The 22,404-nt window shown below is 60.7% G+C and carries 19 protein-coding genes; 13 read left to right on the top strand and 6 right to left on the bottom strand.

Features of this window, described 5'->3' with window-relative positions:
- Nucleotides 1-22 precede the first annotated feature (22 nt).
- From DWU99_RS10595 to DWU99_RS10575, 5 genes are all read right to left on the bottom strand, one after another.
- Nucleotides 23-538: a peroxiredoxin family protein gene (locus DWU99_RS10595; RefSeq protein WP_199535765.1), complete on the bottom strand. Its 516-nt coding sequence runs from the start codon at nt 536-538 to the stop codon at nt 23-25.
- 90 nt (nt 539-628) lie between these two features.
- Nucleotides 629-1,729, bottom strand: coding sequence for a transporter (locus tag DWU99_RS10590; RefSeq protein WP_199535764.1), 1,101 nt, complete (start codon nt 1,727-1,729; stop codon nt 629-631).
- Nucleotides 1,730-1,966: 237 nt separating this feature from the next.
- Complete coding sequence (locus DWU99_RS10585; protein WP_158543262.1) at nt 1,967-2,338, bottom strand: DUF2946 domain-containing protein; 372 nt, start codon at nt 2,336-2,338, stop codon at nt 1,967-1,969.
- Between the two features lie 283 nt (nt 2,339-2,621).
- Nucleotides 2,622-5,726: an efflux RND transporter permease subunit gene (locus DWU99_RS10580; protein WP_267897520.1), complete on the bottom strand. Its 3,105-nt coding sequence runs from the start codon at nt 5,724-5,726 to the stop codon at nt 2,622-2,624.
- Entirely contained in the window at nt 5,723-6,865 is a 1,143-nt protein-coding gene (locus tag DWU99_RS10575; RefSeq protein WP_115477985.1) for an efflux RND transporter periplasmic adaptor subunit, read from the bottom strand. Before DWU99_RS10575 ends, DWU99_RS10580 begins: the two co-directional genes overlap by 4 nt.
- Nucleotides 6,866-7,191: 326 nt before the next feature.
- Between DWU99_RS10575 and DWU99_RS10570 the strand changes: the two genes are divergently transcribed.
- The 13 genes from DWU99_RS10570 (at nt 7,192) to DWU99_RS10510 (ending at nt 20,907) form a co-directional block, all read left to right on the top strand.
- Nucleotides 7,192-9,087: an AI-2E family transporter gene (locus tag DWU99_RS10570; RefSeq protein ID WP_233511041.1), complete on the top strand. Its 1,896-nt coding sequence runs from the start codon at nt 7,192-7,194 to the stop codon at nt 9,085-9,087.
- Between the two features lie 689 nt (nt 9,088-9,776).
- Complete coding sequence (locus tag DWU99_RS10565) at nt 9,777-10,349, top strand: fimbrial protein (protein WP_115477984.1); 573 nt, start codon at nt 9,777-9,779, stop codon at nt 10,347-10,349.
- 76 nt (nt 10,350-10,425) lie between these two features.
- Nucleotides 10,426-11,184: a fimbria/pilus periplasmic chaperone gene (locus tag DWU99_RS10560; RefSeq protein WP_115477983.1), complete on the top strand. Its 759-nt coding sequence runs from the start codon at nt 10,426-10,428 to the stop codon at nt 11,182-11,184.
- A 105-nt stretch (nt 11,185-11,289) separates the two neighbouring features.
- Nucleotides 11,290-14,124, top strand: a complete 2,835-nt coding sequence (locus DWU99_RS10555) for a fimbria/pilus outer membrane usher protein (RefSeq protein ID WP_158543261.1) — start codon at nt 11,290-11,292, stop codon at nt 14,122-14,124.
- On the top strand, nt 14,121-15,200 hold the full coding sequence (locus DWU99_RS10550; protein WP_233511040.1) for a fimbrial protein: 1,080 nt from the start codon (nt 14,121-14,123) through the stop codon (nt 15,198-15,200). Before DWU99_RS10555 ends, DWU99_RS10550 begins: the two co-directional genes overlap by 4 nt.
- Nucleotides 15,201-15,209: 9 nt before the next feature.
- Entirely contained in the window at nt 15,210-15,737 is a 528-nt protein-coding gene (locus DWU99_RS10545) for a fimbrial protein (protein WP_158543259.1), read from the top strand.
- A gap of 10 nt (nt 15,738-15,747) precedes the next feature.
- Entirely contained in the window at nt 15,748-16,296 is a 549-nt protein-coding gene (locus tag DWU99_RS10540) for a fimbrial protein (protein ID WP_115477979.1), read from the top strand.
- 85 nt (nt 16,297-16,381) lie between these two features.
- Entirely contained in the window at nt 16,382-16,867 is a 486-nt protein-coding gene (locus DWU99_RS10535) for a fimbrial protein (protein ID WP_158543258.1), read from the top strand.
- Nucleotides 16,868-16,922: 55 nt separating this feature from the next.
- Nucleotides 16,923-17,693 (top strand): fimbrial biogenesis chaperone, encoded by a 771-nt coding sequence (locus tag DWU99_RS10530; protein ID WP_233511039.1) that lies wholly within the window; start codon nt 16,923-16,925, stop codon nt 17,691-17,693.
- Nucleotides 17,694-17,726: 33 nt separating this feature from the next.
- Nucleotides 17,727-18,494, top strand: a complete 768-nt coding sequence (locus DWU99_RS10525) for a fimbria/pilus periplasmic chaperone (RefSeq protein WP_199535763.1) — start codon at nt 17,727-17,729, stop codon at nt 18,492-18,494.
- Nucleotides 18,495-18,726: 232 nt separating this feature from the next.
- Nucleotides 18,727-19,023: a DUF1330 domain-containing protein gene (locus DWU99_RS10520; protein WP_115477977.1), complete on the top strand. Its 297-nt coding sequence runs from the start codon at nt 18,727-18,729 to the stop codon at nt 19,021-19,023.
- A gap of 286 nt (nt 19,024-19,309) precedes the next feature.
- Entirely contained in the window at nt 19,310-20,143 is an 834-nt protein-coding gene (locus DWU99_RS10515) for a fatty acid desaturase (protein ID WP_199535761.1), read from the top strand.
- Between the two features lie 125 nt (nt 20,144-20,268).
- Nucleotides 20,269-20,907: a glutathione S-transferase family protein gene (locus tag DWU99_RS10510; protein WP_115477975.1), complete on the top strand. Its 639-nt coding sequence runs from the start codon at nt 20,269-20,271 to the stop codon at nt 20,905-20,907.
- A 276-nt stretch (nt 20,908-21,183) separates the two neighbouring features.
- Here the strand turns inward: DWU99_RS10510 and DWU99_RS10505 are convergent, their stop codons facing one another.
- Nucleotides 21,184-22,029 (bottom strand): MBL fold metallo-hydrolase, encoded by an 846-nt coding sequence (locus DWU99_RS10505; protein ID WP_115477974.1) that lies wholly within the window; start codon nt 22,027-22,029, stop codon nt 21,184-21,186.
- Nucleotides 22,030-22,404 lie beyond the last annotated feature (375 nt).

The raw sequence follows: 22,404 nt of genomic DNA, 5'->3' as shown, positions 1-22,404 counted from the left end.
AAAACTAGCGACGACGCGACGATCAATTCGATGATCGTAGCAACGGCGTCACGATGTTCTCGAGCCGCGCCTGCGTCCACGATGGATCTTCGTCTTTCCAGCCGTCGTCAACGAGCAATCCGTTGCGATCGATGGTGAAGCTCACGGGCAGATGCCAGATGCGTCCATAGCCGGGTACGCGCGGGTCACCCAGCAAGCCCACGGGGAAACTCAAACGGTCGGCCACCGCGCGAACCTGCTTCATGTCGTCCGGCTCGTCGAGGCTGAAGCCCAGCACGATCAGGCCATCTTTCGCATGCTCGCGCGCGTACTGGGATAGCAGTGGCAGCTCCTGCTGGCAGGGGCCGCACCACGTTGCCCAGAAGGTCAGGATCACCACTTTTCCGCGCAGATCGCCCAGCGCGATGTGTTTTCCATCGAGCGTGTTGAGCGTTATCGGTGGGGCAGGTTTTCCCACCGACAGGTCGTTGGCGTGCAGCGGCAGCGCGGCAACCATCAGCATCATCGCGGCTGTCATGCATCGTACGTAACGGTTCATGCGTTCAAACATTTTTTCAGTTCCAACATTGTTTTTCGGAGCGTTGCCGCCTGTGTGCGGCAACGCCTTGTCGAAAACCACTTCAGTCCATCAGAGCTTCATGCTGACACCCACGGTTCCCGTCCATCCGGGGAAAAGCTGATATCCCTGCAAGTGGCTATAGATCGGCACCTGCACAAAGGCATACATCTGAAGATTCTTGCTCAGGCTGCCGCTGATGCCAGGGCTGAGATACGCGACCGTGCCTTCCGTATCCGGGTGATCGGACAGAAATCCCTGGTCGGCCATCTTGTGCAGCCAGTTGATCTGCAATTGCGGCACCCAGTTGGCATGCGCTTCGTAACGCAGGCCGATGCTGACGGTGGTGGTGTTGCCGGGACGGAAATCCGCGCCAGGTTGATCCAGGTTCTCTTTGACAGCGGCCTGAAACTGGCCGTTCACGAACGCATCGAAATTCTGGCTCACCGGCTGGAAGTAGTAGCCGCCAATAATCAAGTCCGTGCTGCCGGTGCCGGCCTGAAGGCTGGTATCCAGCGACTGCCCCAGATTGGGGCCTGTTTTGAACGTCACCGGATGACCGACCAGATTGCCGTCGATGTCCTGGCCGCCGTAGTTGCCGGTGGGTAGCTTGACGCCGAATTGCACGCCGAGATTGTGCGTGGGCAGAAAGCCCTGATAGCTGGCGATGATCTTGCCGTCGCCGAACCCCGATACGTGCGAATCGCTGATCTGGTTGGGCGCGGTTTCGCTGGACGAATACGGAGCCAGCTGCGTGCCGTAGGTGGAGTGATCGCGAATCACATAAGGCAGCAGAAACGTGACGCCCCAGTCGGCATTGAAGCGATACGTTGCCGAGACATTGATGTAACGGTTGATCGTGCCACGCTCGATTTCGCCGCCGCCGAGCGAAGGATCGGACGGCTGATTGACAACCTGTTCGGGGTTGGCCTTGCCGCTGCCGTGCCGAAGTTGATTCTGATCGATGAAGGTGTAATCGATATTCAGACGCCATCCTGATGCTGTCGAATAACCCGTGGCGGCATCGGTGCTCAGCGTGCAGCCGCATGTGGCGCATGCATAGGCCGCGTGCGGCAGGAATCCAACCGCGCACAACACTGTGATCGCGAATAGCGGCTTGTCGGCGAGGCGCATGGTGCGTCGATGCACGGATGAGCCTTTGTCGGATGGCATCCAGGCACGCCGTCGTTCACGTGTGCGAGGGGAGTTGGGAGAACGCTCGGTTGTCATGAACAGGAAACTCTCGCGAGAAGGCAGCGATCCTCGGGCAAACCGAATCACGCGCCATGGGCGGGTTCCATACGCCATGGATCCACGCGCCGTGAAGGCGCACAGATCGCGCACGGAAGAAGAATGCGTGGAATAGGGCAAACATCGCGGCATGCGCGCCGCATCGACGAGGCTTGCCGATTAGCTGATGTGTGCGGGTGGTCCGCGTGGATCGGCGCTAAGCAGCGGCGCGTTGGACCTGTCGGCGGGCAGCGCCGCGACGGGAACATCGAGCGAAGGGGCCGTTGGGACAAGATGAACGATCGTGCCCGCACTCAGAAGCGGGCTGTGATGGAGCAGGAAGCAGTAACCGCAGCGCTCCATCGGGTCGACGGGTGCGTGAGGCGAGCCCGGCTGTTTTGCGCCCAGCGCGACGTGCTCCGGGCAAGCACCGTCCATGCCCGGCATCGACATGGGCATTGTGCGCGACACGACAGGCATCACCACGATAAATGCCATGGCCAGCATCGCCAGCCACGCCATATATCGATGTAAAGCCTTTACACGGAGCACCGTAAATCCCTGAAGCGAAGGAAAGACCTCACCGCCCTCGGCATTATAACCGTCCTGCCTCGTGCGGTGACGCGACATCCTGCCACGCGCTCGATGGCATTAAATAGGACGATGGCAACCTGTTTTGAAACAATCGCCTATCGGCATTCAGGTTGCGGGTTTGAAAGGGAGCCCCAGGATCGGCGGGGCGTCGCTTTCCCTCATCTCACTTGAGGCATGGCCGGCGGCTCCCGGGCGAGCAAAGAGAACCAGCGCAGGCCACGCGATGATCGTAGACAGGCGTTTAATCTGCCTCGTATGCAATCCCACTATCTGGGATCACATGTGCCTTTCGATTCCGGAACCGATCAAGCAGCAGATAGATCACCGGCGTGGTGTAGAGCGTCAGCACCTGCGAAATCAGCAAGCCGCCCACGATGGTGATGCCGAGTGGACGCCGCAGCTCGGCACCGGCTCCCGCGCCGAAAGCCAGCGGAAGCGCGCCCAGCAACGCGGCCATGGTGGTCATCATGATCGGGCGGAAACGCAGCTGGCAGGCTTCGTAGATGGCTTGTGCCGGTGGCAAGCCGCGTTGATCCTCGGCGGCGATGGCGAAATCCACCATCATGATGCCGTTCTTCTTCACGATGCCGATCAGCAGGATCACGCCGATCAGGGCGATCAGCGAAAACTCGTCATGCAGCAGCATAAGCGCACCCAGCGCGCCGATACCTGCCGAAGGCAACGTGGAGAGTATCGTCAGCGGATGGATATAGCTCTCGTAGAGCATCCCGAGAATGATGTAGATCGCCAGCAATGCCGCGGCGATAAGCAACGGCTGGTCGGCCAGCGATGCCTTGAACGCTTTGGCCGATCCCTGGAACGAGGCAGTGAGCCCGGACGGCTTGCCCAGGTCCTGTCCTTTCGCATCGATGGCTTCCACGGCCTCGCTCAAGGAATGGCCGGGTGCGAGGTTGAACGAGATGGTGACCGCCGGGAACTGACTGTCATGGTTGACCGTCAATGGCGCGGTGGAGTGCTGCAGGCGGATGAATGAAGACAACTGCACCTGCTTGCCATCGCTACCCGTGAGGTAAAGCTGTTGCAGTGCATTTTCGTCGAGCTGATAGGCCGGATCGACTTCCAGCACCACGCGATAAGCATTGAGCTGCGTGTAATAGCTGGCGACCTGGCGTTGGCCGAAAGCATCGTTGAGCGTATCGTCGACCAGCTGCGGCGTGATGCCGAGGCGGCTCATCGTGTCGCGATCCAGCATCGCTTTCAGCTGCGGTGCCACGGGTTCCAGGTCGGCCTCCACATCCTGTATCACGGGGATGTCGCGCAGCGCCTTCAGCATCACCGGCGCCCATTGGCGCAACTCATCGAGGTTGGCGTCCCGCAAGGTGTACTGAAACTGCGATTTGCTCACGCGGGCACCGATCTGCAGATCCTGCCGTGCCTGCATGGAAAGTGTGATGCCCGGTACCTGCGCCGCCTTCGGGCGAAGTCGGTTGATGACCTCGTAAACCGATACGTCGCGCTCGCCAAAGGGTTTCAAATCGATCATCAGCCGCGCGATGTTGACCGAGGGATCGCCTTCGACCCAGTAATACACATGCGCAATGGCGGGATCTTTTTCCACCGCGGCAGCCAGGGCATGCATGCGCTCGACCATGGCCGGATAGGAAATATCCTGCGACGCCTCGGCCACGCCCGCGATCAAGCCGTTGTCCTGCTGTGGAAAGAAGCCTTTGGGAATGGCGGCATACATCCATACCGTGCCAACCATGGTGGCGGCGGCGACGGCCAGCATCAGACCGGGATGTCTCAGCGCGCGTTGCAGGCTTTTCGCGTACAGCTCCTGCAAATGGTTGAAAAAGGCTTCCGCCGCGCGGTGAAAATGACCGTCACCGTGGGCCGTATCCCGGTTGAGGAACAGCGCGCACAACATGGGAGTCAACGTCAGCGATATCGCGCCCGAAATGATGATCGCCACGCCCGCTGTCACCGAGAACTCGCGGAACAGCCGTCCCACGAGTCCGCCCATGAACAGAAGCGGGATAAACACCGCGACCAGCGAAAAAGTCATGGAGACGATCGTGAAAGTGATCTCGCCGGAGCCCTCGATCGCCGCATCGAACGGCGTTCTGCCTTCCTCGATATGGCGCAGCACGTTTTCCAGCATCACGATGGCATCGTCCACCACGAAGCCAATGACCACCGTCAGCGCCATCAGCGAGACATTGTCCAGGCTGTAACCCAGCGCCTTCATCGCGGCGAAGGTGCCCAGCAGCGACAACGGTATCGTGATGGCGGGAATGAGTGTCGCCCGAATGTCGCGCAGGAAGACATACACCACGCCAACCACCAGCAGCACGCTCAGCAACAGAGTGAATTGCAGGTCGCGAACCGAGGCGCGGATGGTCTGTGTGCGATCGCCCAACACTTCCAGGTGCATCGAGGCGGGAAGATCGCGCTCAAGGCGCGGCAATTCCGCCTTGATCAAGTCCACGGTCTGGTTGATGTTGAATCCGATCTGCTTGTGCACATCGACCATCACGGCGTGATGGTTGCCATACCAGGCGCCCTGACGGATGTCTTCCACCGAAGGCACGACTTGTGCGATATCGCGAAGGCGTACGGGTGCGCCGTTGCGATAAGCGACGATCAGGCTGGCGTACGTGGCGGCATCGATGGCCTGGTCGGTGGCGTCGAGCGTGACAGCTTGATGCGCGCCGTTGAGCGTGCCCTTCGGAGCATTGGACGTGGCATTGCTGATGGCATTGCGCACGTCCTCCAGGCTCAAGCCCAGCGACGCCATCGCCGCCGGATTCACGCGCGCGCGAATCGCCGGTTTCTGCTGGCCGTGGTAATCCACCACGCCCACGCCATTGATGCGCGCGATCTCGGGGGCGAGGTAGTTTTCGACGTAGTCGTCCACACGGTCGATCGGCAGGATGTCCGAATACACCGCGATGCTCATCAACAGGGCATCCGCGGGGTTGGCTTTCTCGAAGGTGGGCGGGTGCGGGAGATCCTTGGGCAAATCGCCGGCCGCCGCGTTGATCGCCGATTGCACGTCCAGCGCGGCGCCGTCGAGGGTGCGCGAGAGGTCGAACTGTACGTCGATCGACGTCGATCCCAGGGAACTGGTCGAGGTCATCTCGGTGACCCCGGGCATCACCGCCAACGCGCGCTCCAAGGGTGCGGTGACCGCGGTGGCCATCGTTTCCGCGCTTGCGCCGGGCAACGACGCGCTGATGCCGATGGTGGGGATATCGACTTGCGGCACGCCGGCGATGGGCAGTTGGGTATAGCAGGCGATGCCCAGGAACAGAACACCGACCATCAGCAGCGACGTGGCGACCGGTCGCCGGATGAAAAACGTCGAGAATGGAACGCTTCTCACGGGGCGGTTCCGTCGCGTGCCGCATCGCCGGCGATGCGCACCGCTGTGCCGTCTTCCAGCTTGAACTGGCCTTGCACGACCACGCGATCGCCTTGGTTCAGGCCACGCGTAATCACACTGGTGTCGTTTTCGTTGGATGCCACGTTGACCTGGCGAAGCTCGGCCGTGTTGTCAGGCTTGATGACGAACACGTAATTGCCGTTGCTGCCTTGTTGCACGGCAGCGGATGGCACGGTCAGGGCGTTGTGTTGGGTAGACAGTACGATGCGCAGCGAGACGAACTGGCCAGGCCAAAGCGTTTCCTGCTGATTGGCAAACGTGGCCTTGCAATGAATGGTGCCGGTCGTGGCGTCGATCTGGTTGTCGATCAGGCTGAGCTCGCCGTGGTCGAGCAACTGGCTTGCATCACGATTGCTCGCGATGACCGCCACCGCACCGTGCGCGCGCGCAGAGAGCAGGGCGGGCAAGGCATCCTGCGGCAAGTTGAAGCTCACGTAGATGGGATGCACCTGCGTGATCAGCACGAGTCCCGTGGTGTCGGTGGCATGGACCATGTTGCCCGCATCGACGAGGCGTGCACCGGTGAGGCCATCCAGCGGCGCGCGGATGGTGGTGTATTCCAACTGCACCCGGGCGTTGTCGATCTGCGCCTGATCCTGTGCGACGGTTGCTTTCAGCGCATCCGCTTGCGAGCGGGTGGTGTCCAGTTGCTGCTGCGGATAGATCTTCTGCGAGGCCAGATAGGTGTAACGCTGGATGTCGCGTTCCGTATTGGCCAATTGCGCGGCGTCGTGTGCCTTTTGCGCCTGCGCGGCTTGCAGCTGCGCCTGATAGGGACGTGGATCAATCTGCGCCAACAGATCGCCTCGATGGACGGCTTTTCCTTCGACGAAGGCGACCTGATCGAGCGTGCCGTCGACACGCGGTTTCACCAACACGCTGTTGAACGCCTGCACGGTGCCCAGTGCGGTGACGCTGAGTGGCATATCGCGCTGGATCACCGGCGCAACCACGACGGGTACGGCATGGACCGCCTCGCGAGCCGTCGAGGCGGCAGGTGCGGAATGGACAAAAAGCCAGGCGATCGCGACACCCAGCGCAATCATGCCCGCGGTGGCGATGGCCAACACCTTCTTCACCGGAACCCCTTTCCCAGCCTACTGCGTCGGTCCCTAGCCTATCCGCAGAAACTTTCTGTTTGATTAGCCACGAAAATCGTGAGAGGTTGCAAAAATATGACGGCAGACGGCGTGGGGCCTATCAGGCAATGGAGTTTCGCCGGGACCAACCGTCAGGATCGGGAAAGCTGTCATGATCCGATGAGTAAGAGGATGCGCAAACGATGTGATCCAATCGCATGCATCCTTGAAGCACGGCAGGCTTGAGCCATGTCCGGGGATAATGCTTGTGCAGTTCGAACGCCGCTTGTGTGAGCAGTCCTTGCGGAGCAGCCACTCCAGCCGACATGTCCATCATGCCCTTGACGCCAGATTCGCAGCCCGTTGCATCGGCAAGTCAACGATCGTTGACCATCATTGCCACAGGCGTGGTGTTTGCCTTGCTGTATGTCGGCAAAGACGTACTTGTTCCCATCATCCTGGCCTTGATATTGGCGTTGCTGATGGCGCCGTTCGTGCGTGTGCTGCAGAAGTTGAAGTTGGGCCATGCATACGCCGTACTCGTTGCCGTGCTGTTGTTGGCGATGGTGGCAGCCGGGCTTATGGCGGTCATCGGTTCCCAGATCGTGCATCTGGCGGAAGGCCTTCCCCAGTACGAAAGGACCGTTCAAGCCAAACTCCAGGTGCTGCATGACCTGACGATAGCTCGTCTGGAAGCGGTGCAGGGCGAAGCGGGCAAGGTCATCAACTCGTTTGGTGTCACAAGCAATGCGGAGCAAGTCCGGGAAGCGCCTGTCGCGCCTTCCTACGCCAATGCGACGGACGTCTCCGTTCTGGGCAGCCCCTGGAACGCGGTGAGGAAGGTGCTGTCCTCGCTCTGGAGCCCCTTGGAAACCGCCGGCATTGTGCTGGTCACGCTGGTGTTTGTTTTGCTCGAATACGAATCCTTGCGCGATCGCTTTATCCGCGCCATCGGCGGCGCCGATCTGCGCGCAACGACGGCGGCGATCAATGACGCCGGTGAACGCCTTTCCCATTTTTTCGTCTCGCAGTTTTCGGTGAATTTCGGCGTGGGGCTCGCGATATGGCTGGGATTGGCTGTCATCGGACTTCCGAATGCCTTGCTTTGGGGCGCGCTCACCGCCGTGCTGCGCTTTGTGCCTTACGTGGGTGTGTGGCTGGCCGCGCTTCTTGCTGCCTTGCTCGCCGCGGCCGTTACCCCGGGGTGGTCGCTACTGCTGATGACGCTGGGTCTGTTCGTCATCGTCGAATTGCTGGTGAGCCAGTTGCTGGAACCTCAGTTGTATGGCCATGCGACTGGCTTGTCGCCCCTTGCCGTTGTCGTTTCGGCGATCTTCTGGAGTTGGCTTTGGGGACCCATGGGATTGGTGCTGTCCACGCCGCTGACGCTTTGCCTGGTGGTGGTGGGACGGCATGTCAAAGCATTCACGTTGCTGGGGATTCTGCTTGGAGACACGCCGGCCTTGACGTTGCCGCAACGGTTCTATCAGCGGGCGCTTTCCGGGGACGCCGACGAAATCATCGAGGCCGCGCGTGTCTTTTTAAGGCAAAGATCGTTTGCCAGGTATTGCGATGTCGTATTGCTGCCGGCGCTGCAGCTCGCGCAAATGGATCTTGCGCAGAAAGCGATCGTTCCGGAACAACTGCTCAAGGCGAGAACGACGGTTGTCAAAGTCGTCGAGTCGCTTGGAAGGGAGACGCCTCCGCAGCCGCGCTGGCGCCGCCGTACTTCCGTGCTCGATGACGACAACCTGGGACGTTACCTTCGGCAGCAACGCGAGCATGTGGCAGGACGCTGGCAAGGGCCGCTTGCCGTGGCGCCGGGGTCGATCGTGCTATGCATGGGTAGCGGCAACCGTTATGACGACATGGCGACGGAGATACTTGTACGCATTCTTCGCGAACTTCATGTCGATGCACGGCATGCATCCTTGAAAGATGTCGAAGAGTTCGAAGGTGAGAGCCATCCGGAAGCGACGCCCGATGCCATTTCGATGATCCACGTAGTCAACGCGTCCGGCACCGACGGGTGGGAATCCGGCGATGCCATAGCAAGTGAAATGCGAAAGCGAGCGCGGTATGCGGATGCCGTCATCATCGCCGTGCTTCTCCCGACTCTCCTGGAAACGCAGGAGATCCCCGCGTTGGGCGAGCACATCGATCGCATCGCCCAGTCCTTTGAACAGGCGGCGCAATATACGCTCGAAAAGTTCATGAAGTGACCGGCGACGAATGGCATGCCATGTCTTTCGCGATCTAAGTAGAACATCCGGGTACGAACGCGGGCGGCAATGCCAAACCGGCATCTTCGGATGCCGGTTTTTTTATGTGCGTAAGGGGTGATGTGTGCCGGCATGCGGTTGATACCGTCATGGATGTGAAGCTTCGTCGGCCGTCGAAAATTTAGGACCGGTCCGATGGATTGGCGATGACAAATCTTCATACTTCCCGGCACGCGGCCCCTTGTAGGTGGCCGCGTAGAAAACCCCGAGAAAGATCCCACAATGCTTGCCGCTTCCCTTGCAACGATCAGGGATGACTTGAACGATTCGCGTCGTCGCCTCTTGTGTCGCGAGAACAGCAGAAGGCCTCATTCTGGATTGATTTTTAGGGCTAGTACGATTTTTTTGCCCTCGCATTTTTCCTAAAGTTTGCTTCACGGAGCGAGCGTTCCATCCGGATGACGGGAACGCCTGCAGATTGCTCCGCATCGAGCAAGACAAACGCCATCGGATGCAGTGATTTCGCTGAGGGTAAATCCCTTCCGCGCGCTTCTTCATGGCCCATTTTCGGATCAGACGCACATCGATGCGCTTGTTCCACCCCTCTTTGTAGCCAGTCGTGCGACCGGTAACAAAGGCAATTCGCCAACCAGCGAATAACAACAAACCCAACCTCAAGGATTTACCAAATGAAGCAGTTCAAGATCGCCTCCGCGATTGCTCTCACCCTGGGCCTCGCCATTGCTGGTTCGGCCAGCGCGCAGAGCTCCTCGGGCGGCACCATCACCTTCACCGGCTCGGTCACCGACGCCACCTGCACCGTCACCGGCGGCACCGGCACGTCCGGCGGCACCGGCAACTTCAGCGTGGCCCTCGACCAGGTGGATGCCAGCGTGCTGTCCGCTGCTGGCGTTACCGCCAACCCGAAGATGTTCGACGTGATCATCGGCGGTCCGGGCCAGGGCACCTGCGAGGACGGCAAAGTCGCCTCGATGTCGTTCCTGCCGTCCAGCATCTATATCGATGCAGCCACCGGCGCCCTCTCCAACGCCCTGTCCGGCGAAGCCACCAACACGGAGATCCAGCTGCTCGATAGCACCAACGCCGTGATCGATCTGCGCATGGGCGCCGTTGCCGGCATGGCAACGATCGCCAACAACACGGCGACGATTCCGTTCACCGCCCAGTACCTGGCCGTCAACGGCGCAGCGACGCCGGGCCTGGTCAGCACGAACGTTGTGTACGCGGTCACCTACAACTGATCGCTTAGCCCGTAAGTGTTACCCCTCGACGGCCGTTTAGACGGCCGTCGATTTAACCCCCTCTCACAGGTGATGTATGAACAACGTAATGCGCTACGCCATGGCTGGCTTGTTTCTCTGCGCGGGCATCTTTGCCGGTCGCTCCGAAGCCACGGTGGTGATCGGCGGCACGCGCGTGGTGTACCCCGCCCAGGAGAAGGAAGTCACCATCAAGCTCACCAACCAAGGCACCAAGCCTGCGCTCGTGCAGGTGTGGCTCGATACGGGCGATGAACACTCGACCCCGACCTCGTCCAAAGTGCCGTTCGAGGTGATGCCCCCGTTTTTTCGCCTCGACCCGAGCAAGGGCCAGGCGGTGCGCGTGATGTATAGCGGAGAGCCGCTACCCACCGACAAGGAAACCTTGTTCTGGGTCAACGTGCTGGAAGTGCCGCCGAAGTCGGCCGATGACGGCCGCAATCTGCTGCAGTTTGCCTTCCGCACCCGCATCAAGTTGTTCTTCCGGCCGGCCGGTTTGCCCGGCACGGTCAACGGCGCGCCGGAAAAGCTGACCTGGAAACTGGTCAATGGCGAAGGTGGCAAGGGCATGGCCCTGCAAGTCGCCAACCCGACGCCGTACTACGTCAACTTCGCCAGTGTGGGCGTGAAGGTTGGCGAGCGCAGCATCCCGCAGCAGGAAAAGGGCGACAAGGGCGGCATGGTCGCGCCAGGCGGCACCACCACCTTCCAGCTCGAAGGGCTAAGCAGCCGGCCGACGGGCGATGTGAAGGCGCAATTCGGCGTCATCACCGACTTCGGCGCCATCAACAAGCTGGAGCAACCACTCACGCCGTAAGCGCGCGTTGCCCCGGCAGCTACCGCAGAAATGTCCATGGCCGCGCAGCACGCTGCGCGGCAACTAACCACAGCTGTCTCGAAGTAACCGTTGGGAATGTTCGATATGTCCTCCAGAGCCAAAACCAAAGCATCGAAAGCCAGCCAGGATGCGCTGATGCGTCGCGCGCTGCTGCCTGCGCTGCTGCTGAGTGCGCTGGCGAACTCGGCGTATGCGGCAGACCCTGCCGCCGTCGACCCGGCCGATCCGGCATCGAACAGCGTGGACTTCGATCAGAACTTCTTTCCCGCTGGCACGGCGCCCAAGGTCGATCTCTCCCGCTTCGAGAAAGGCAACGTCGTGTTGCCGGGCACCTATCGCGGTGACGTGTACCTCAACAAGGTGTGGAAGGCGCGCAACGATCTCGTGTTCGTGGCCGTGCCAGGCAAGGACAACGCGCAGCCCTGTTTCGATCCGGCCACGCTGATCAGCCTTGGCGTGGATCTGAAAAAAGTCCTTACGCAAACCGAGAACCCCTCGCTCAAGAAAATGCCCGAGGGCCAGTTCTGCGGCCCCATCGGCGACTACATCCCCGGCGCCACGGCCGACTTCGATATCGGTACGCAGGAACTGTCGCTGTCCGTGCCGCAGATCTACACCAACCAGGCGGCGCGCGGCTATGTCGATCCCTCGCAATGGGATGCGGGCATCAACGCGGGCGTGCTCGGCTACAACACCAACCTATATCGCTCGAGTCAGGGCAACCAGAGCCAGACCAGCGCTTATGTCGGCCTCAACGCGTCGCTGAAACTGGGTTCCTGGCACGCGTATAGCTTGGGCTCCTTGAGCTGGTCCAGCCGCAACGGCAAGCACTACCAGAACACCGCCACCTACCTGCAGCACGATATTCCCTCGCTGGGAGCGCAGGTCGTGGTGGGCGACACCTTCACGCCGGGCGATATGTTCGACAGCGTACGCTTGCGCGGTATGCGCCTGTACACCGACGACCGCATGCTGCCCCAGTCCATGCGCGGCTACGCGCCCATCGTGCGCGGCATTGCGGAAACCAATGCGCACGTCGTCATCCGCCAGCATGGCTACATCATCTACGACGCCAACGTGGCGCCCGGTCCGTTCGCCATCGACGATCTCTACCCCACCGGTTACGGTGGCGATCTCGATGTGGAAGTCACCGAAGCCGATGGGCGCGTCCAGCGCTTTACCGTGCCTTTCTCCGCCGTGGCGCAATTGCTTCGCCCCGGGCAAAGCCGCTGGAGCGTGGCTGCCGGCAAAGTCGAGCAGCTGAACCTGCTCAATACACCCATGATGGTGCAGGGCACCTATCAGCGCGGCATCACCAACAGCGTTACCGCCTATGGCGGCGCCACCTTCGCCAACGGCTACGGGGCCGTCCTCGCCGGCGCGGCACTCAACACCAAGGTCGGCGCCTTTTCCGCCGACATCACCCATGCCAGCAACCAGGCGCCGGGCCAAAGCAAGACCCAGGGCCAGAGCCTGCGCCTGGGCTACAGCAAAGACGTCATCGACACCGGCACCAATTTCGCGGTCGCCGCGTATCGCTATTCGACCAGCGGCTATGTCGGCCTCAACGATGCCGTCGCCATGCGCGATGCGGCAGCGCGCGGCTTGGGCGCCAGCTACATTCCGCGCCAGCGCAGCCGTATCGACGTCAATATCAACCAGAAGCTCGGTGACAGTTATGGACAACTGTTCCTGCAGGGCTCGGTGGCCGATTACTGGAACGGCAGCGGACGTCAGACCAATTTCTCGGCGGGCTACAGCAACCACTGGAAGTCGCTCAACTACAGCTTCACCGCGCAACGTCAGTTGGTCAGCGCCAGTCAGGTTGGCGTGCCGGGTACGGCACCAATCGACCAGATTCCCGGTGCGCCCAGTGCGTTCAATCTTCAAACCCCCGGGCGTCGCGACACGCTTTTCATGGCCACGGTCAGCGTGCCGTTGGGACGCAGTGCACAAGCGCCCCAATTGACGACTATGTTCAATCGCTCCAAGGACGGCGGCAACAGCAGCCAGGCCACCGTGAGCGGTTCGGCTGGTGCAGACAATCGCCTCAATTACAGCGCCACCGTCGGTCAGGCCGATGGCAGCGGCACCACCGGCGGCGTGAACGCCCAGTACAGCAGTCCGCTTGCGCAGCTCGTCGCCGGTTACAGCCAGGGCAGCGATTATCATCAGATCAATGCCAGTGCATCGGGCAGCGTGGTCGTCCACAGCGGTGGCGTCACGTTTGCGCCGCCCACCGGCGAAACCATCGGTTTGGTGCATGCTCCCAACGCCACCGGCGCAACCGTTTCCAACGGGCAAGGCGCGGTAGTAAACGGGCACGGCTATGCGGTGGTGCCGAACCTGATGCCGTATCAGCTCAACACCGTCACGCTCGATCCCAAGGGCACCGATGCCGGCGTGGAGTTGAAAACCACCACCGCCAACGTCGCGCCGCGCGCGGGTTCGGTGGTGCGGTTGAACTACGAAACCACCAGCGGCCGCGCGCTGATGATCGAAACCGCCTTGCCCGATGGAAGCCCGGTACCGTTCGGCGCCGACGTGTTCGACGCGCAAGGCAACAGCGTGGGCGTCGCCGGGCAGGGCAGCCGGCTGTTTATCCGCGACATGCAGTCGTCCGGCGTTTTGACGGTGAAATGGGGCGAAGGCGCAGCGGAATCGTGCCGCATCAACGTGTCGTTACCACCCGCAGCCAAGGGGCGTCAGGCCGAACTGGAGACGATTCACGCCGCCTGCCAGACCGAAGGTGCGGCGAGCGTGCAACCCGGCACTCCGTCATCCAAGCCCGTCGCCGTGCGCGCTCCGATACAGCGCGATCCCGGTGTCAACCGCACACCATCCATGCATGCGGGTGGCTTCACGCCTGCCCGCGTCGAGAATCAATTCCCAGGCTTGTCAGTGAGGGCCACAGGATGAACATGTTGAAGTATTTGACGACGATACGCGTCGGTGGGCATGCGCGGCTGGATCGCGGCATGAACAATCTCATGTCCTACCCGCGCTATATCGTCTTTGCGCTACTTTTGCTGCTGTCGGGTAATGCTGCTGCGCAAGGAACAGGAAACGGGTGGTGCACAACGACGCAGCCAAGCGTCACCATCACATTGCCCGCTTCGATCACCATTCAAAACCAGGTGCCAGTAGGCACTCCACTGACCGGATGGTTGGGTACGAACTATATACCCATTGTACAGACGTGCTATTACATCAACATCACTGGTCCTTGGACTTATAGCTTCCAAATCGGCGTGCCCGCCTCTGGAGCGGGCACCTACTCGGAAGCGGGCCTCAACTACACGATCTATCCGACAAATGTCACAGGTGTGGGAGTCGTCATTGGTGTGACGGGCACTCCTACAGGCGAGCCTATGACCGGTGTGGTCGCATCAGTGCAGAGTCCGTACATCGTCGCTTATCCATATCAAAGCATTGGTTGGACTACTCAAGCCAAATTCATTCAAACTGGGCCCCTCAGTCCAGGCACGTACACCATCAACAGCCAGCAGGTGGCAACGCTGCATGCCACTCAAACAGGGGTCGATGCGCCCAGCGCGCTGTGGGTGGGAACCACCCAATTCATCATCCCGGCGCCCACTTGCTCCCTTTCCACCTCCAGCGCCACCTTCAACATGGGTACCTTGGTGACGTCGAGCTTCAACGGCGGGGTCGGTCATGAGTATGGCTGGGTGGCGGACCAGTCCCTGATTTCTGGCGGCTGTAATGCCAACACCGTATCCATGACCTTTGCAGGCACCGCTGCGGCGGCACCTTATACCAATGCGTTTGCCAACAACGGCACCGCGACAGGGGTTGCCATGGAGTTATGGCAAGCCAGCGGTTCGCAAGCCATTCCCAATGGCGGTGCCATCAATTTTGCCCCGCAGGGCGCAGGCGGACCCTATACGTTCAGCGCGCGCTATATCCAAACGGCGCCGACCGTCACCGCCGGCTCGGTTAACGCCACCGTCACCGTCACCGTCAATTACCAATAAGGGATGAAGATGAAACACACCTTTTTTCATTGCGCCCTGCTAGCAGGTTTGATGGTTACCGGTTCGGCCTCGGCCCAGGATACGGCGCACATCAATTTCGTCGGCACGATCAATGGACCGACCTGCTCACTGAGTACATCGAATATCACCATTCCGCTGGGCGCCGTAAACAAATCGGTATTTACCGCCGTTGGCAGCCCGTCGCCCTGGGGACCGAATGTGGCCTTGGTTTCAGCGGGTTGTAACGCCTCACTGGTATCGATGACTTTCACCGGTGCGGCCAACAGCAGCAACCCTAATTTGTTTGCGGTCACCGGCGGTGCAGCAGGGGTCGGCATACAGTTGCAGCAGAGCAATACCAGTGGTGGTGCAGGCGGCGGCCAAGCCATACCCAACGACACGACAAATCCCGTCACATTTGCACCGGCAGCAGCGGGTGCAGGCTATTCGTTTACTGCACGCTATGTCCAAAGCGATGCCACCATCACGACGGGGCCGGCCAACGCGACCATCACCGTGTTGATCACGTATACCTGAGATACCTGACATGAAAAACATACGCGAATTTTATAAATTACATTTAGCGCAGCGCTGCCAGACTATCGCCTTGTTGGCGGGTGTCATGGCCTTGGGATGCGGCTCCGCTTTTGCGCAGAGCACCGGCAATGCGACAATTAATGTCACGGGCACGATTACCGGGGCAACCTGCACGCTGAGCACGTCGAATGTCACGATTCCGTTGGGAACCGTGGATAAGTCGACCTTTACCGGCGTGGGAAGCTTTTCGCCTTGGGTGAACGGCAGCCTGGTTTCCGGTGGCTGCGACGCGTCCCTGGTATCGATGACCTTCACCGCCCCAGCCAACAGCACCAACCCCCATTTATTTGCGGTGACCGGGGGTGCTGCCGGTGTCGGCATCGAGTTGTTTCAGCTCAACGGCTTTATAGCCATACCCAATAGCAGCACCCCGGTGCCGTTTACACCTCAGGCTGCAGGCGGGCTCTACACGTTCTCTGCGCGCTATGTACAAAGCGACCTCAACATCACCACAGGGCCGGCCGACGCAACCATCACCGTCCTGATCACTTATACGTGAGATGCACGAGATGAGACACCCGTATGTATTTCCCCATACCCGTTTAGGGCATCGTCGACGGGCTATCGCTTTATTGGCGGGCTTGATGACCCTGGTATCCGGTGCTGCGCTGGCGCAGACCGGGAACGCCACCATCAACGTCACCGGCGTCATCGGCGGCGGCGCTTGCGCCATCTCGACGAATCCGGTCGACCTGGGTGCGCACGACGCCAGCGAATTTACCGGCGTCGGTACGTCACCACCCTCCGGCTGGGTCGATTTTCCGATCACCTCGGAAGGATGCAGTGCCGATATCGTGACCATTCATATGGGCTTTAACGGAAACGCCGACACCACCAACAGCGGCCTGTTTGCGATTGCTACCGGTGGCGCCAGCGGGATCGGGATACAACTGCAGACCCAGGATGGCACCGCCACCGTGGTGCCCAACAGCACCACCAATTTATTGAATTGGTCACCGGTCGCAGCCGGCAGTACCTACCCCATGCGGGCGCGTTATGTGCAAACACTGTCAACGGTCACGCCGGGTGCGGCCGATAGCGTGGTGACCGTGATGTTGTCGTATAACTGATGCGGCCTACGTTCCTCTCTGCGAGTGGAAAGACATCATCGAGGGAGTCGAGATCATGAACATGTTATTTTCAAACCTTGCCCGTTTATTTGCCGCCACGTGCCTGATGGCGCTGTTCTGTGCGCCGGTGCAGGCCGATATCGTGATCAACGGCACGCGCGTGATTTATCCCGCGAAAGAGAGGGAAGTCACCGTCCAGCTGACCAATGACGAAAAAACCGACCCACGGCTGGTGCGCGCGTGGATCGACGATGGCGACACCAGTAAAACGCCCGATCAGATCGATGTGCCGTTTACGCTGACACCGCCGATGTTTCGCCTGGACGCGGGCAAGGGCCAAGCCTTGCGCGTCATCTATACAAAAAGCGATTACCACGGAAAGCCATTGCCCGCGGACAAGGAGTCGGTGTTCTGGCTCAACGTGTTGGCGGTGCCGCCCAAACCCGCCGGCAAGGCCAGCGAAAACACCGTGCAATTTGCCTTCCGCACCCGGATCAAATTGTTTTTCCGCCCCGACGGTCTCGCCGGCCAGCCTGACGCTGCACCGAGGCAGTTGAAGTGGAAACTCGTATCAGACGGTGCAGCGCAAGCCTTGGAGGTTTACAACCCCAGTGCTTACCACATCTCGTTTTCCAAGATCGCGCTGGTGGTGGACGGCAAGGACATCAAAAGCGACGCACCGCCGATGCTTGCTCCGGGAAGTACGGGACGCTACGTGCTCAAAGACTTCTCCGGCAAGACCGATGCGACGTCAGAAGTGCATTTTTCGGCTGTCGATGATTACGGCAGCGAGCAGAACTATACGGCCAAGTTGCAATGGCATTGAACACCCATCCTTGAGGATGGGGAGAGACTACTCATGAAGATGCACCACGTTCGCTCGCTATGTGCGCTGGCAGCCTGCTGCCTGGCAAGCATGTTCACCGTTCCCGTCCAGGCCGGTGTCGTGCTCGACACTACACGGGTGATTTATCCCGCGCAGGAGCGCGAGATCACCGTCAAGCTGACTAATCAGGACGAGAAGTCGCCGCTGCTGGTGCACGCCTGGATCGATGACGGCAATGAGAAGAGCACGCCGGATCAGCTCCATGTACCGTTCCTCCTGACACCGCCCGTATTTCGCATCGACCCCGGCAAGGGGCAAGCACTGCGGGTGACCTACCTCAAGGACAACGATAAACCGCTGCCCACGGACAAAGAGTCGGTGTTTTGGCTCAATGTGCTGGAAATACCGCCCAAGCCCAAGGCCGTCAACGGACAGCAGCCCAATACGCTGCAACTGGCATTTCGCACGCGCATCAAGCTGTTCTTCCGACCCAAAGGTCTGAAAGGCAATGCCGCCGATGCGCCAGGCCAGTTACGTTGGAAACTGGTGACAGACGGCGCGGAACCGGCATTGGTCGCGGAAAACCCCAGCGTCTATCACGTCTCGTTCGAAAGCGTGTCGCTCGTCGCGGATGGCAAGGACATCAAGAGCGACACCCCGCAAATGATCGCGCCCGGCGGCACGCAACGTTACCCGCTCAAGGATTTTCATCCGGCCAACGGGGCGAAGTTGGAAGTGCATTTCAGCAGCATCAGCGACTATGGCCAATTTGTGCCGCACACCGCGACGTTGACGCCGTAAGGGCAGCTTGAAAAATCCAGGACGCTGGACGAAATCACCGATGTGTCAGCAGCGCCATGAAGACTTTCTTCAACATGCGACTGTTTCTATAGCCACCCTGGCGTTGCTCGACGGGCTGCGTCGCGATCTGCGCACGATGGGTTAATCGGCACAGGCTTCATGTCTGTGGCAAAGTCCGTGTCTTGTTCTCACGATTTATGCCTAGGCGATATCCCACCCAGAGGAGTGAACGATGGCTAGTGGATACTGGATCATGACATTTCGGTCCCTGTCGGATCAGGCTGGCTTCGACAGATACGCAGCCGCTGCTGGGCCGGTCATCCGGGCTCAAGGTGGCCGGGTTCTAGCGGTGGGCCTGCCCGCCTTTGCCTACGAAGCGGGCATGCTGCAGCGCGTAGCCATCGTCGAGTTCAGCAGTCTCGACGCCGCTGACGCCGCGTATCGCAGCCCCGAGTATCAGGCCGCGGTGCAGCACCTCGTGGGCGCAGCCGAACGTGACGTTCGCATCGTTGAAGGCCTTCCAACCTAAATGAGTTGCACCGAAGCGGTGGGGTATTTCAGGCCCTATCCGGTCAAAAGGACTTAATCGCTGGCACGCTCTTTAAGCTGTCAAAAGACGCTGCTAGGTTATCCGGCGACTATTCTGTACTTGTGGGGAAAAGATGCGCCTACAGGCAGCGGCAGAAAGGGATGGCCCCCAAACAGCGGCGGAACGGCGGACGTATCGGCGTGCTCCCATCGACCATCGCGCCAATGGGGCGCTCCTTGGACTCGTCGCGACAGCCGTGCTGGTGCAGCTCATCGCATGGCCATTCATGTTGCGGCAGTGGGGTGCGTCCGCGCTGTGGGTCGCGCTGCCGCTCGTGGTGCTGGCCCCGACGCATTGGGGGCTGATCCACGAATCCATTCATGGGCAGTTATCGCCCCAACGGCGGCTCAACGAATGGCTTGGGCGGGCATTGGCCATCGCCTTCGTGTTGCCGTTCGACGCCGTGCGCTTCGGTCACCTGATGCATCACCGCTTTACGCGCGAACCCTTTGACCGGCCGGACGTGCATGATGGCGTGACGCATCACATGCTCGCTCGCGTCGGTTATTACACGCGCTTGTTGGGCGGTCTGTATCTGGTGGAACTTGCGGTGCCGTTGGTCACCTTTCTGCCGACCCCATGGGTGTGCCGCATCGTCGCGCACAAGTTTCACAGCGAAGAGCCGATAGGCCGTGATGTCCAGCGCCTGTTTGTCGGCTTTGCCGGAAATCCGGAGCGGCGCGTCCGTATGCGGCATGACTGGATACTATCGGTCGCACTCCACGCCTGCGCATTTTATCTCTACGGCGCGTGGTGGCCCGCGCTTGCCATAACGATGTTTTTGCGCGGACTGTGGCTCTCACTGGTGGATAACCTTCCACATTACGATGTCACGCTTGACGAACAAGGACGGGCTCGCAACTTTCGCGCGCCGGCCATCTGGCGGCCCGTGTTGATGAATCATCATCTTCACCGCCTGCATCACCAGCATCCCACGCTGCCGTGGACAGCGCTTCCGGCGCTCGCGCGCGAGGGTGCCGCAGCCTCCGCTCCCGATACCGAAGCGGGTTATTTCAGAGCCGCGCTCCGGCAGTTTCGCGGGTTTGGCAAAGTACGTTAAAGGAGACGCGCCCGGCCCCATCGCGCGATCTGGATAAATTCTGCCGGCCATGTCGATTTTCGAAATGCCCGTTCGTCGTTCCGGGGCGGGGCCGATAAGGCCGAATCAAAGAAGGATGACGAACGATGATCACAGTCTTTGGTGAAGGAAGAGGTTTCCGGGTCGTCTGGCTGCTGGAGGAGATGGGGCTCGCGTACCGGCTGAGGCCGGTGAACCTGCTGGCTGGCGCCGAGCATGACGCGGAGTTCCTGGCCATCAACCCCGCCGGTTTCATTCCGGCGATTCAGGACGGCGACGTCACGATGGTCGAGTCCATCGCCATCATGGAATACCTGATGGCGCGTTACGGGCCGACGCCGCTCGCGCCCGACCCGCACGATCCCACCTTCCCCGCTTATCAACAGTTCCTTCACCTCGGTGAAGCCGGCCTCGCGGCTTCCATCTACTTCGTCGTGGGTGCCCGCAACTTTGCGCCGGAATCCGAGCGGAAGAACTGGAGCGCTGGCCAGGCGCTAAGCGTTTTCGAGAGCCGGCTGACACTGGTGACGCGACAGCTTGCACGCACGCCCTTTCTTGCCGGCGAAACGTTCACCGCCGCCGACATTTCGGTGACCTACGCCCTGGAGTTGGCCAAAACCAGTGGCGGCATCACCCTCGGCGAGGCAGAGCAGTCTTACCTGGCGCGCACCCGCGCACGCGAAGGCTACAAGCGCGCCATGGAAACCTGTCACTCCAGGAAGGCGTGGCTCGCGCAAACGGCATAGTGGGTCACCGTTCGGTTTGCTACCAAGTGAATGGCGTTCACAGCGATGGGAGTGGGGCTCGTCGCCACGTTTTTGCTCGTCATCCCGGCGCAGGCCGGGATCCAGTTTGAATACCGGTGCGAAGCACTCAACAACTAAAAGCTATTCAGTGTGCTGCGCACGCGTATTTCACTGGATCCCGGCCTGCGCCGGGATGACGAGCAAAAAAAAGCATGCGGTATGTCGCTCCAAATCTATCCCCATGATTTGCTGACACAAGCCTCAGGCTCGTCGCCCTTACACCTCAAACTTGAACGCTACACCGTCGCGAACCACGCGGCCGGCGGTAGGGGCAGGGAAGTGCGTGCCGATGACAAGGATGGGTCGGTCGGACCATTCCGCGAACAGGCGCGAGCGAGTGAGCACAGCGGCCTTCGGGTCGTCGTCGCCGAACATCCAGTCGGGGTGCGCCATCTGGCAGGGATGGTGGGTCATGTCGCCGGTGATCACCGCGCGCTCACCGTCGGACTCGATCATCACGCTGACGTGGCCCGGCGTGTGGCCGATGGAAGGCGTAAGCCGGATCTCCGGCGAGATCACATGGTCCAGCTCCACCAGCTCGACAAGGCCAGCGTCGAAGATCGGCTTGACGCTGTCGCCGAGCATCGTCTGCTGCTCCTCGTCATCATAGGTGCGCCAGTAGTCGTACTCGCGCCGACCGATGAGGTAGCGCGCCTTCGGGAAGGTCGGCACCCACTTGCCGTTCTCCAGCATCGTGTTCCAGCCGACGTGGTCGACGTGCAGGTGCGTGCACACCACCGTGTCGACGCCCTCGCGCGACCAGCCAACATCGCCAAGATGCTGCAGGAACGGCGTCGCCAGCGGCAGGCCGCCGGTGATCTCGCGCGGCCGGTCGTTCCCGATGCAGGTATCGACGACCAGCTTCATCCCCGGCGCCTCGACCAGCAGCGCGTGAATGCTGAGCTTCAGGATGCTGTCGTCCTCGCTGACGAAGTGCGGATAGAGCCACGGCGACTTGCGCAGCTCCGCGGCCGTGGCCTGCGGCAGGCATGTGGCCGGCACCGGCAAATCCATTTCGACGATGCGGGTGATCTTCACCCGGCCTACTTGCCAGCTCAGCATGGCGCTCACGCCTCCCCGCTCAGGGTTCGACCCTACCGGAGTTTAGGCTCGCGCGGCTCAAGTTTCCATCCGATGCGGCGGCTCGGCGCATGGAAGGTCGACATCGGCTAAAGCACATCGGCTTTACCGTCAACACCAATCCGCGTCCCCTGACAGATCACGGCATCGCATCTATGCGATGGTGCTGTTGTCGGGCGTGCCCATCCCGGTTCGATGAAGCCGGCACGCCCGACATGAGTGAAGTAGCGCGGATCGCCTGGGTTGCACCCCAAACGATCCGCTGGCCACAACCAACTAGATAGAGAGTTGATCATGGTTACGTTCGATCATACGGCACGCACGCTCGCGCGTGCCCCCGCCAAGCCGATTTTTCCG

Source organism: Dyella psychrodurans (assembly GCF_003363265.1).
In the GTDB taxonomy this organism is placed as follows: Bacteria; Pseudomonadota; Gammaproteobacteria; order Xanthomonadales; family Rhodanobacteraceae; genus Dyella_B; species Dyella_B psychrodurans.
The sequence above is the reverse complement of the archived record's forward strand: the minus strand, read 5'-3'. Positions and strand labels throughout refer to the sequence as shown.